General features: G+C 63.5%; 11 protein-coding genes and 1 pseudogene. 8 read left to right on the forward strand and 4 right to left on the reverse strand.

Annotated elements, in window-relative coordinates; genetic code table 11:
• Positions 1-15 precede the first annotated feature (15 nt).
• Complete coding sequence (locus AWB67_RS08385; RefSeq protein ID WP_087655780.1) at positions 16-1,353, forward strand: sigma-54-dependent transcriptional regulator; 1,338 nt, start codon at positions 16-18, stop codon at positions 1,351-1,353.
• 86 nt (positions 1,354-1,439) lie between these two features.
• Here AWB67_RS08385 and AWB67_RS08390 read toward each other — a convergent pair whose 3' ends face one another.
• Positions 1,440-1,976: a peroxiredoxin family protein gene (locus AWB67_RS08390; RefSeq protein WP_087655781.1), complete on the reverse strand. Its 537-nt coding sequence runs from the start codon at positions 1,974-1,976 to the stop codon at positions 1,440-1,442.
• A 144-nt stretch (positions 1,977-2,120) separates the two neighbouring features.
• Here AWB67_RS08390 and AWB67_RS08395 point away from each other — a divergent pair, with 144 nt between their 5' ends.
• Complete coding sequence (locus AWB67_RS08395; RefSeq protein WP_235025079.1) at positions 2,121-2,684, forward strand: hypothetical protein; 564 nt, start codon at positions 2,121-2,123, stop codon at positions 2,682-2,684.
• A 345-nt stretch (positions 2,685-3,029) separates the two neighbouring features.
• Here AWB67_RS08395 and AWB67_RS43325 read toward each other — a convergent pair whose 3' ends face one another.
• From AWB67_RS43325 to AWB67_RS08405, 3 genes and pseudogenes are all read right to left on the reverse strand, one after another.
• Positions 3,030-3,356, reverse strand: a complete 327-nt coding sequence (locus AWB67_RS43325; protein WP_374729809.1) for a magnesium chelatase subunit ChlI family protein — start codon at positions 3,354-3,356, stop codon at positions 3,030-3,032.
• Positions 3,314-4,570 (reverse strand): annotated as a pseudogene (locus AWB67_RS08400) (YifB family Mg chelatase-like AAA ATPase); the annotation flags it as partial. The gene AWB67_RS43325 and the pseudogene AWB67_RS08400, both read right to left, overlap by 43 nt.
• Positions 4,571-4,665: 95 nt before the next feature.
• A complete protein-coding gene (locus tag AWB67_RS08405; RefSeq protein WP_087655782.1) occupies positions 4,666-4,926 on the reverse strand; it encodes an accessory factor UbiK family protein in 261 nt (86 codons plus the stop codon).
• A gap of 414 nt (positions 4,927-5,340) precedes the next feature.
• Between AWB67_RS08405 and AWB67_RS08410 the strand changes: the two genes are divergently transcribed.
• The 6 genes from AWB67_RS08410 to AWB67_RS08435 all read left to right on the forward strand — a co-directional run bounded on the left by AWB67_RS08410 (position 5,341) and on the right by AWB67_RS08435 (position 10,867).
• Entirely contained in the window at positions 5,341-5,679 is a 339-nt protein-coding gene (locus tag AWB67_RS08410; protein WP_014190273.1) for a P-II family nitrogen regulator, read from the forward strand.
• Between the two features lie 31 nt (positions 5,680-5,710).
• Positions 5,711-7,198, forward strand: a complete 1,488-nt coding sequence (locus tag AWB67_RS08415) for an ammonium transporter (RefSeq protein WP_087655783.1) — start codon at positions 5,711-5,713, stop codon at positions 7,196-7,198.
• A 294-nt stretch (positions 7,199-7,492) separates the two neighbouring features.
• A complete protein-coding gene (gene gshA, locus AWB67_RS08420) occupies positions 7,493-8,782 on the forward strand; it encodes a glutamate--cysteine ligase (RefSeq protein WP_087655784.1) in 1,290 nt (429 codons plus the stop codon).
• Between the two features lie 66 nt (positions 8,783-8,848).
• Positions 8,849-9,805, forward strand: coding sequence for a glutathione synthase (gene gshB / locus AWB67_RS08425; RefSeq protein ID WP_087655785.1), 957 nt, complete (start codon positions 8,849-8,851; stop codon positions 9,803-9,805).
• A 267-nt stretch (positions 9,806-10,072) separates the two neighbouring features.
• On the forward strand, positions 10,073-10,558 hold the full coding sequence (locus AWB67_RS08430; RefSeq protein WP_087655786.1) for a PTS sugar transporter subunit IIA: 486 nt from the start codon (positions 10,073-10,075) through the stop codon (positions 10,556-10,558).
• Between the two features lie 39 nt (positions 10,559-10,597).
• Entirely contained in the window at positions 10,598-10,867 is a 270-nt protein-coding gene (locus AWB67_RS08435) for an HPr family phosphocarrier protein (RefSeq protein ID WP_087655787.1), read from the forward strand.
• The last annotated feature ends 159 nt before the right edge of the window (positions 10,868-11,026 follow it).

Here is an 11,026-nt window from a genome sequence, read left to right on the forward strand (position 1 = left end):
AAGCGAGAGCAAGCAATGACGACTGGCCTGCAGGTGATCTTTATCGAAGACGACGAACTGGTGCGGCGGGCGAGCGTCCAGAGCCTGCAACTCGCGGGCTTCGAGGTCGCGGGGCACGGCAGTGTCGAGGCGGCGTCGCGCTCGATCGACGCGAGTTTTCCCGGCGTGATCGTGAGCGACATCCGCCTGCCCGGTGCGAGCGGGCTCGATTTGCTCGCGCAATGCCGGGAACGCGCGCCCGAAGTGCCGATCATCCTCGTGACGGGACACGGCGACATCTCGATGGCCGTGCAGGCGATGCGCGACGGCGCTTATGACTTCATCGAAAAGCCGTTCGCCTCCGAGCGCCTGATCGAAGCGGTGCGCCGCGCGCTCGAACGCCGAACGCTGGTGCTCGAAAATCAGGCGCTGCGGCGCGAGCTGGCGGGACAGAACAGCGTGGCGCCGCGCATCATCGGGCGCAGTCCGGCTATCGAGCAGGTGCGCCGGCTGATCGCGAACGTCGCGCCGACGGACGCATCCGTGCTCATCAACGGCGATACCGGCGCCGGCAAGGAACTGATCGCGCGGAGCCTGCACGATTTGTCGCCGCGGCGGGACAAGCCGTTCATCGCCGTGAATTGCGGCGCGCTGCCGGAGCAGATGTTCGAATCGGAGATGTTCGGCTACGAGGCTGGCGCGTTCACCGGCGCGCAGAAGCGGCGGGTGGGGAAGCTGGAGCATGCGTCGGGCGGAACGCTTTTCCTCGATGAAATCGAAAGCATGCCGTTGTCACTACAAGTGAAGCTGTTGCGCGTGCTGCAGGACGGCGTGCTGGAGCGGCTCGGCTCGAACCAGCCGATCCGCGCGAATTGCCGCGTGGTCGCGGCGGCGAAGGGCGACATGGCGGAACACGTGGCCGATGGCACGTTCCGGCGCGATTTGCTGTATCGGCTGAATGTCGTGACGATCACGCTGCCGCCGCTCGCGGAGCGTCGGGAGGACATTGTGCCGCTCTTCGAGCATTTCCTGCTCGATGCCGCCGTGCGCTACGAGCGCCCCGCGCCGATGCTGACCGACCGCCAGCGCGCGCAGTTGATGCAGCGCGACTGGCCGGGCAACGTGCGCGAGCTGCGCAACGCGGCGGACCGGATGGTGCTCGGCGTGATCGACGATACGGCCGTTCCCCTCGATGCTGAAACGCAGTCGCTGAAGGAGCGGACCGAGCAGTTCGAGCGGGTGGTGATCGCGGAGGCGCTGGAGCGGTGCGGCGGAGTGGTCGCTGCGGCGGCGGATCGGCTACAGCTCGGCAAGGCGACGCTTTACGAGAAGATCAAGCGGTATGGGCTGGCAGTGAAGGGGGAGGAGCGGTGAGGGCAGCGCAATTGCTCTGTAAATGATAAAAAAGGGCCACCCGTCACCGGGCAGCCCTCTCACAACAATTCCATCAATGCCCTCAATCACCCCGCCTTCAACGCCTTATCCAGCAGCGCATCCAGCTCGGCAAACGTCGGCTCCCCGACATACCGCTTCAGAATCTTCCCGTCCTTATCGATGACGAACGTCGTTGGCGTCAGTTGCACGTTGCCAAACTGCTTCGCCGCGCTGCCATCGTCCATCGCTACCTTGAACGGCAGATTCCGGGTCTGCGCGTAGTTCGTCACGTACATCGGCGCGTCGTAGCTCATCGCCACTGCGACGAATTCGAGCCCACGATCCTTGAAGCGGTTGTACGTGTTGATCATTTCCGGCATTTCCTTCATGCAGGTCTCGCAGCTCGTCGCCCAGAAGTTGACGAGATAGACCTTGCCCTTCAGATCGGCGGATGTCGTGATCTTCTGCCCCGAAAGCAGCGTGAACGTGGCATCGGGTGCACGCTGCTGTCCGCCGAACGCGAAATAGCCGGTGCAGGCGATGACGCCCGCAACGACCGCCATCACGATATAGCGCAGCGGGCTCTTGCCGCGCGCGGACGTTTCCTGAGTGTCTTGGGACATGTGAAACCTCGTGAAACCGGGGACTGCGCGAGAAGTGCGCCAGAAGAGGCAATATTTTAGCCTTAATCCTAGGCGCAGGCTCGCCGCACCCGGAAGGTCCGGTATCAAGCGGCGATAATGAGGGTTTTCCAGCGCTTTTTCGTCATGAATCGAGCAAAACGACTCACCGTCTCACGCCGTCTCTCCGCTGCTTTCTGCGCCTTCGCCGCCTGCGGCGCGATCCTCGCCTGCACGCCGGCCTACGACTGGCGCACCGTCATGAACAACGACGACGGCTACGAAATCACGCTGCCCGCCAAGCCGCGTTCCGATCAGCGGGAAATCCAGATCGCCGGGCAGCCGATGCAAATGAAGATGCAGACCGCCGAAGCCGGGGACGCCGTGTTCGCCGTCGGCACGGTTGTCCTGCCGAGCGCCGATCCGGCCTTGCAGCGCGCCGCGCTCGACTTCCTTCAGCAGGGCCTTGCGCGCAACGTGAACGCGCCGCCGTCGGCGCGCGCGACGCAGATCGAACTCGCGGCGGGCGGGCGCGTGTTGGGTAGCGAAATCGACGTGAAGGGGACGAGCGGCGAAAAGCGCGAGTCTCATGCGATCCACGCGCGTTTCGTCGCGCGGGGCGTGCACGTGTATCAGGTTGCGATCGTGTCCGGCAAGGAACCGCCGCAAGAACAGGCCGATCAATTCTTCACGTCCTTCAAACTTTATTAGAGCGAATCCTCCAAATTGTGCGGCGGAACAGAACGGGCGTGCTCAGACTGCCATCTCGAAATGAAAGTTCCGCAGCAGGTTTCAGCGCTAATCATAGGATTTAGCTGACTTTTTTCGACTATCCACAAGCTCTGTGGATAACTTTGTGGAAAAGACTGTCAGCAGTCGCTGATATGACCATTTGGCGGGCGATTCGTTACTTTGCCTTCAATCGAAGCACTTTAAATAATTCAATAAAATCAATGGCCTGAACAAGCATCCAAATTTGACGCTTTAGTAGGATGAACATTCGGCCTGGAGCGTTGCGGTGTGCATAAGTCAAGTCTTGACAAGCACTTTTTGCGATCAGGCGACCGACAACGCCCGCCGGTACTGAACGGCCTCCGCGACGTGCCCCGCGCCCGGAACCTCCACTCCCGCCAAGTCGGCGATCGTGCGCGTCACCTTTAGCACGCGGTAATAAGCCCGCGCCGACCAGCCGAAACGCTCGCCCGCCTCGCGCAAGAGCGCCTCGCCGGCGGCATCGGGCTGGCAGACGACATCGGCCTCGCGCGGCCGTCCAATTCGCGATTCGTCTTCCCCTGCCGCTGCACCTGCCGCTCGCGCGCGGCGGCTACGCGCCGCGCCACACCTGCGCTCGCTTCGCCACGCACAGCGCTCCTCGCCGACAATTCCGACGGCGTGAGCGCCGGCAACTCGATCTGGATATCGATGCGATCCAGCAGCGGCCCGGAGAGCTTGCGCAGATAGCGCGCGGCGACTTCGGGGGTGCATCGGCAGCGTCCGTTCGGATCGCCGCGCCAGCCGCACGGACACGGATTCATCGCGGCGACCAACTGGCACGCGGCCGGAAAATCGGCTTGCTGCGCGGCGCGCGAAATCGTGATGCGCCCCGCTTCGAGCGGCTCGCGGAGCGTCTCAAGAACCTTTCGATCGAACTCGGGAAGCTCGTCGAGGAAAAGCACGCCCAGATGCGCGAGCGTGATTTCGCCTGGTTGCGGCGGATTGCGCCCGCCGACCAGCGCCACCGAACTCGACGAATGATGCGGCGCACGGAACGGCCGCCGACGCCACGCTTCGGGCGCAAACCCAAGCGAGCTGGCCGACAGGATCGCGGCGGAAGTGAGCGCTTCGTCGTCGGTCATCGGCGGGAGAAGGGCGGGCAGGCGCGCGGCGAGCATCGATTTGCCCGCGCCGGGCGGCCCAACCATCAGCAAGTGATGCCCGCCCGCCGCCGCCACTTCCAGCGCGCGGCGCGCTCCAGGATGACCGATGACATCGGCGAGATCGGGCGGCGGCGGGCCTGCGGCGGCATCGGGCAAGGCGCTTTGGCGCACCGGCGACAGGCGTCCGTCGACGGAACCGGCGAGATGTGCGCAAAGAGCGGGAAGATCGGCAGCGCCGTACACGTCGATGCCCGGCACCAGCGCCGCCTCGGCCGCACTCGCGAGCGGCAGATAAACCTCGGGCGCCGGCTGGTCTGCCGAAAATTGCCGCGCGGCCCCGCAGACCATCGCGAAGGCGCCGCGCATCGGCCGCAGCGCACCCGTCAGCGACAGCTCGCCCGCAAATTCGCGCCGCTCCAGCGATTCGGCCGGAATCTGCCCGCTCGCCGCGAGGATGCCGAGTGCAATAGGCAAGTCGAAGCGGCCGGACTCCTTCGGCAGGTCGGCGGGCGCGAGATTGACGGTGATTCTGCGAACCGGAAAGTCGAAGCCGCAGTTCTGAAGCGCGGCGCGCACGCGCTCGCGACTTTCCCGGACTTCGAGGTCGGGCAGGCCGACGATCGAAAAAGATGGCAATCCATTGGCGAGGTGGACTTCGACGACCACCTCGGGCGCGCGCCCAGGCGCGGGCGCGCGGCTGCGTACCACGGCAAGCGACATGATTTCCCCTCTGATCCCGGCCCCTTTGCAATCCGGCGCCGATGCTTTCAAAACGTCACGGCTCGCTCGGCCGAGGCTGCATTAGAAAAGCGAGTTCAATCCTGCGACGATCCGCCCGCCGTCAGCCGCTGTTCGAGCTGCGCGACGCGCGCTTCCAGTTCTTCGAGCCGCGCGCGCGTGCGCACGAGCACTTGCGTCTGCGTATCGAATTCCTCACGGGTCACGAGGTCGAGTTTCGAGAAGCCCTGCGACAGCATGGCCTTCATGTTCCTTTCAAGGTCTTTTGCGGGCGAATTCTTCAGAAGTTCGCTGACTTTCTGCTGGAAATCGTTGAATACGTCGTTGGGTTGTTTCATGATTTTTCTCCCTTGATGCACAAATTCGGTGCATCCATCGTTAGGTCAGTGCTCCGGGTTCCTGAATGATCGATTTTGGTGCACCGGCGCGGTGCGCAAGTCTAATCGACCGACGCTCTCCGTCACACCCCGTTGCGCGCCTGTTTGCCGGACCTTGAGAGCACTCTAGCAACGAACTCCATGCGGCGCCAGCACGCGTCCCGAGCGTTAGCCATTCGGCCGACGCTCCTCCCAAGCCGAATCAAAAATCCCGCTTTCCCCCATAAATACACGCATGGCACACGAGTTGCATAACTGGCGCGGGCCTTTCCTGCGTGCTCTTTTCGGCGGCTGGCGGGCGGGACGACGCGGCGCAGCATCGACGAGACGCCGCGAGAGGCAACGAGGGATCAGACACACCACTGCGAGGGTTACATGAAGCTTATTACCGCAATCATCAAGCCTTTCAAGCTCGACGAAGCGCGCGAAGCGCTGTCGGCGATCGGCGTCTCGGGCATCACGGTGACCGAGGTGAAGGGTTTCGGCCGTCAGAAGGGACACACCGAGCTGTATCGCGGCGCGGAGTACGTCGTCGACTTTCTGCCAAAAGTGAAGATCGAAGCGGCCGTCTCGGACGACATCGTCGACCAGGCGATCGAGGCTGTAGAACGCGCAGCACGCACGGGCAAGATCGGCGACGGCAAGATTTTCGTCACCGCAATCGAACAGGTCATTCGTATTCGCACCGGTGAGACCGGCGCGGACGCTCTCTAAGAAGAATTCGGCGATAAGAGGAAACAGAAGAATGCGCAAATTATTGATGTCCTTGTTGATGGCGGGGTCGCTGATCGGCGCCAGTGTCGGCACCGCTCTGGCCCAGGACGCGTCCGCTCCGGCTGCGGCTTCAGCCCCGGCGTCCAATGCCACGGCAGCAAGCGCACCCGACACCGCGTCACCCGTCAGCGCCAACACGGCGATGTCCTCCTCGGCTGAAGCTGCTTCGGCGGCCCCGGCCGCGTCGGGCGCCGAGGCCGCCCCCGCTGCTCCGACGGCTCCTTTCTCCGTCGATTCGTCGAAAATCAGCTCGGGTGACACCGCCTGGATGCTGACCTCCACGGCCCTCGTGCTCTTCATGACGGTCCCGGGCCTCGCGCTCTTCTACGCGGGCATGGTCCGCAAGAAGAACGTGCTCGCGACCGTGATGCAGAGCTTCGCGATCTGCTGTCTCGTGACGATCATCTGGACGGTCGTCGGCTACAGCCTCGCGTTCACGCCCGGCAGTTCGTTCCTCGGCGGCTTCTCGCGCGTCTTCCTGCACGGCATGGACTACATCAAGGGCGACAAGGCGACGACGCTCACCGTGAGCCACCTCGCCTCGACAATCCCGGAATCGGTCTACTTCGTCTACCAGATGACGTTCGCGATCATTACCCCGGCGCTCATCACCGGCGCGTTCGCCGACCGCATGAAGTTCTCCGCGATGCTCGTGTTCATGACGCTGTGGTCGCTGCTCGTCTACTCGCCGATCGCGCACATGGTCTGGGAACCGAGCGGCTGGCTGGCTTCCGCAGGCGTGCTCGACTTCGCCGGCGGCACGGTGGTCCACATCAACGCCGGTATCGCGGGTCTGGTGTGCTGTCTGGTGCTCGGCAAGCGCGTCGGCTATGGCCGTGAAGTCATGGCGCCGCACAACCTCGTGCTCTCGCTGATCGGCGCATCGATGCTGTGGGTGGGCTGGTTCGGCTTCAACGCGGGTTCGGCAGTGGCGGCGGACGGCCGTGCCGGTTTCGCGATGATGACGACGCAAATCGCTACCGCCTTCGCCGCATTCGGCTGGATGTTCGCGGAGTGGATCGCGAAGGGCAAGCCGTCGGTGCTCGGCATCATTTCGGGCGCGGTGGCGGGCCTGGTCGCGATTACGCCGGCATCGGGCTTCGTCGGCGTGACGGGCGCGATCGTGATCGGCATCGTGGCGGGCGTGGCCTGCTTCTGGTCTGCGACGTGGCTCAAGCACAAGTTCAACTACGACGATTCGCTCGACGCGTTCGGCGTGCACGGCGTCGGCGGGATCATCGGTGCGCTTCTGACCGGCGTGTTCGCGGTCAAGGACATCGGCGGCTTCGACGGCAGCGTGCTGCTCCAAGCTAAGGGCGTGCTCGTGACGCTGGTTTATAGCGGCGTCGTCAGCTTCATCCTGCTCAAGATCATCGACATGGTCATGGGCCTGCGCGTGACGGAAGAACAGGAACGCGAAGGTCTCGACGTCACGCTGCACGGCGAGCATGTCGAATAAGGTTTGATATCAGCCTCTTATGCGTCCGGCGCGACAGGCCGGAGGCATCCGGAGGAAACCAACAGCACAAGCAGCAAGCGACAGAACGAGCGCAGCGACTTTGCCCGCCTTAACCGGCGGGCATCTTTTTTGGTGCGTCAGAAAGTGGACGTCGGCGGACTATCGCCGCGATAAGAAAAATTGAGGGTGCAATCCCGGCGGGCGGGCCCGGGAAACCTTGGGAAAAGGCGGTTCATCCCCAAGTAGGCAAAGCAATTGCTCTACAATCTTTCCTCTCCAGTCCGCGAGAAATCAATGGTTCCGCACTTAGTTACGGCGTTAAATGGCCCGCTGCTCGATCTCGAGCGGAAGATCCTCGACGCCACGCCGGCCATCGAACGCTGGTTCCGGCTCGAATGGCAGGAACACACGCCGCCGTTTTATTGCTCGGTCGATCTGCGTAATGCGGGGTTCAAGCTCGCGCCCGTCGATACCAATCTGTTTCCCGGCGGCTTCAACAATCTGCCGCAGGAAGTGCTGCCGCTCGCCGTGCAGGCCGCGATGGCGTCGATCGAAAAGATCTGCCCCGACGCGAAGAACCTGCTCGTGATTCCCGAGCGCCACACGCGCAACGCGTTCTACCTCGAAAACGTCGCCCGGCTCGCGACGATCATGCGTCAGGCGGGCCTGCACGTGCGCTTCGGCACGCTCGACGAAAACATCCACGGCCCGGTGACGATCGCGCTCGCCGACGGCCAGAAGATCGTCCTCGAACCGCTCGAACGCACGCCGCGCCGTCTCGGCCTGAAGAATTTCGATCCCTGTTCGATCCTGTTGAACAACGATCTGTCGGCGGGCATTCCGCCCGTGCTCGAAAACCTGCACGAGCAGTATCTGCTGCCGCCGCTGCATGCCGGCTGGGCCGTACGCCGTAAATCGACGCATTTTTCCTGCTACGACGACGTCGCGAAGAAATTCTCGAAGCTCGTCGAAATCGATCCGTGGATGATCAACCCGTACTTCGCGCATGTCGAAGGCGTCGATTACGAGGCGCGCACGGGTGAGCAAGCGCTCGCGGACGCGATCGACGGAGTCTTGAAGAAAATTGCGAAGAAGTATCGCGAATACGGCATCAGCGAGAAGCCGTACGTCGTCATCAAGGCCGATGCCGGCACCTACGGCAAGGGCGTGATGACCGTGCACGACGCGAGTGAAGTGGCCGCGCTCACCAAGCGCGAGCGCGCGAAGATGAACGACGCGAAGGACGGCCTGCAAGTGCACGACGTGATCGTGCAGGAAGGCGTGCACACGTTCGAGCGCGTGGAAAACGGCGTCGCGGAACCGGTCGTGTACATGATCGACCGGTACGTGGTCGGCGGGTTTTATCGCGTGCACGATTCGCGCGAACGCGACCAGAATCTCAACGCGCCCGGCATGCACTTCGTGCCGCTCGGCTTCGAGCATACGGCGCTGCCCGACGCCCACGCGAAGCCCGGCGCGGCGCCGCCGAACCGCTTCTACATGTACGGCGTCGTGGCGCGGCTGGGGCTGCTCGCGGCGTCGGTGGAACTCGAGAAGACCGATCCCGAAGCGATCCAGGTCTGACGCAACCCGCCGGGCGCCTTGTATGACGGGCGCCGCCGGGCACCGAACAACCCACTGTGGACCCTTATGGACATCCTTTTTATCGCCGATCCGCTCGATCGCTTCAAGATCTACAAGGACACGACCTACGCGATGATGGCCGAAGCCGCGCGCCGCGGTCACGTGCTCTACGCGTGCGAGCCGCAGCATCTGGCGTGGGCGGGCAGCGGCGTCGAGGCGAGCGTGCGGCGCATTTCGATCGTCGGCGACGAAGCGAACAGCGACCGCTCGCCATGGTACGCGGCCGAGCAACCGGAACACCTGCCGCTCACGCATTTCGACGCCGTCCTGATGCGCAAGGACCCGCCGTTCGACATGGAGTACGTCAATTCAACGTGGCTCCTTGAAATGGCGGAACGCGCGGGCGCACGCGTCTTCAACAAGCCGCAGGCGATCCGCGATCACTCCGAGAAACTCGCGATCGCCGAATGGCCGCAGTACGTCGCGCCGACGCTCGTCACGCGCGACCCGGCGCGTCTGCGCGGCTTTCACGCCGAACACGGCGACGTGATCCTGAAGCCGCTCGACGGCATGGGCGGCATGGGCGTGTTCCGCGTGAAGGCGGACGGTATGAATCTCGGGTCGATTATCGAGATGCTGAGCGAGGACGGCGCGCGCTCGGTGATGGCGCAGAAGTTCATCCCGCAGATCACCGACGGCGACAAGCGCATTCTCTTGATCGGCGGCCAGCCAGTGCCTTATTCGCTCGCGCGGATCCCGCAGGGCAGCGAAGTGCGCGGCAATCTCGCGGCGGGCGGTCTGGGCCGTGCGCAGCCGCTTTCGGAGCGGGATCGCGAGATCGCGGAAACGCTCGGAGCCGAGCTGTATTCGCGCGGTTTGCTGCTTGTCGGGCTGGACGCAATCGGCGACTACCTCACCGAAGTCAACGTGACGAGCCCGACGTGCTTCCGCGAAATCATGGACCAGACGGGCTTCGACGTCGCCGGCATGTTCATCGACGCGCTGGAGCGCGCGGCAGGCTGAACGAACCAGACTGTTACAATCTGCCGACCGTGGGGTGTCGTATTCAGGGCGCGATCCGGCGTGCGAAAGCGCCGTTAAAGGCTAGATTAAGGATCGCGGCCTAAGCTGCCGATATCGCTTGTAAAGGATGTCGCAAGCGGTCTGAACGGAACGCGCCTAAGCTTAAGGCTTTCGTCCATCGCTCCGAAACTGGCATCCCGGCCGCCAAACTTGGCGCATTTCGATGTTCACCGACGGTTTTCGTCGTTTTGGGGCAGTAACTCTGATATGGCTGGCATTCTGATCATCGCGCACGCACCGTTCGCCTCCGCGCTGCGGGAGTGTGTCGCTCACATCTACGGCGGCTTGCCCGCGCGCATCGGCGTCATCGACGTCATGCCGGATTGCGATCCGGTCGAGGTCCGCGCATTCGCCCGTTCCGAAATCGATCGTCTGCGCGAAGGCAACGGCGCGATCGTGCTCACCGACGTGTTCGGCGCGACGCCCGCGAACATCGCGCAGAGTCTCGCAGGCGAGGACGTGCGCGTTCTTGCCGGCGTCAACCTGCCGATGCTGGTGCGGGCGGTCTGCTATCGCACGACACCGCTCGCCACGCTCACCGAAAAGATCTTGCAGGGCGGCTCGAAAGGCATCCAGGAACTCGATTCGACAACGCCGCAGAACCCCTGCGCTCTCGCCACAGCGTCGCCAGGCACGGCCGATCCGGCGTCCTCGGCGAGCGCGGACCTTGTCACGGCGAAGGCCACGACCTGACGACGCACTTTTTTCCTTCATTCAGCGCTTCGGAGCATCATGCTGCAACAAGAAACAACAATCGTGAACAAGCTGGGGCTCCACGCGCGCGCATCGGCCAAACTCACACAACTGGCAGGCAGCTATCAGTGTGAAATCTGGATGAGCCGCAACGGCCGCCGGATCAACGCGAAAAGCATCATGGGCGTGATGATGCTGGCGGCGGGCATCGGCGCCACCGTCGTGATCGAGACGGAAGGGTCGGATGAAGACGAGGCGATGAAATCCATTCTCGCGCTGATTGCCGACAAATTCGGCGAAGGGCAGTAACGCTCGTTCAGCCGTTCCAGCAGACCGATAAAGCCGCGCCTCGACGCGGCTTTTGTTCGTCCACCGCAGCAAACGCTCCAAAACCCTCCCTTGGTCGCGCCACAACGGGTCCGGGGCGCCGATCGAATTTATAATGATCGCGCCGAATCCAAGCGCCAG

Source organism: Caballeronia terrestris (assembly GCF_001544515.1).
In the GTDB taxonomy this organism is placed as follows: domain Bacteria; phylum Pseudomonadota; class Gammaproteobacteria; order Burkholderiales; family Burkholderiaceae; genus Caballeronia; species Caballeronia terrestris.

Coding starts and splice junctions, on each gene's coding strand:
- AWB67_RS08385 (WP_087655780.1), top strand. CDS start 16: ATGACGACTGGCCTGCAGGTGATCTTTATCGAAGACGACGAACTGGTG.
- AWB67_RS08390 (WP_087655781.1), bottom strand. CDS start 1,976: ATGTCCCAAGACACTCAGGAAACGTCCGCGCGCGGCAAGAGCCCGCTG.
- AWB67_RS08395 (WP_235025079.1), top strand. CDS start 2,121: ATGAATCGAGCAAAACGACTCACCGTCTCACGCCGTCTCTCCGCTGCT.
- AWB67_RS08405 (WP_087655782.1), bottom strand. CDS start 4,926: ATGAAACAACCCAACGACGTATTCAACGATTTCCAGCAGAAAGTCAGC.
- AWB67_RS08410 (WP_014190273.1), top strand. CDS start 5,341: ATGAAGCTTATTACCGCAATCATCAAGCCTTTCAAGCTCGACGAAGCG.
- AWB67_RS08415 (WP_087655783.1), top strand. CDS start 5,711: ATGCGCAAATTATTGATGTCCTTGTTGATGGCGGGGTCGCTGATCGGC.
- gshA (WP_087655784.1), top strand. CDS start 7,493: ATGGTTCCGCACTTAGTTACGGCGTTAAATGGCCCGCTGCTCGATCTC.
- gshB (WP_087655785.1), top strand. CDS start 8,849: ATGGACATCCTTTTTATCGCCGATCCGCTCGATCGCTTCAAGATCTAC.
- AWB67_RS08430 (WP_087655786.1), top strand. CDS start 10,073: ATGGCTGGCATTCTGATCATCGCGCACGCACCGTTCGCCTCCGCGCTG.
- AWB67_RS08435 (WP_087655787.1), top strand. CDS start 10,598: ATGCTGCAACAAGAAACAACAATCGTGAACAAGCTGGGGCTCCACGCG.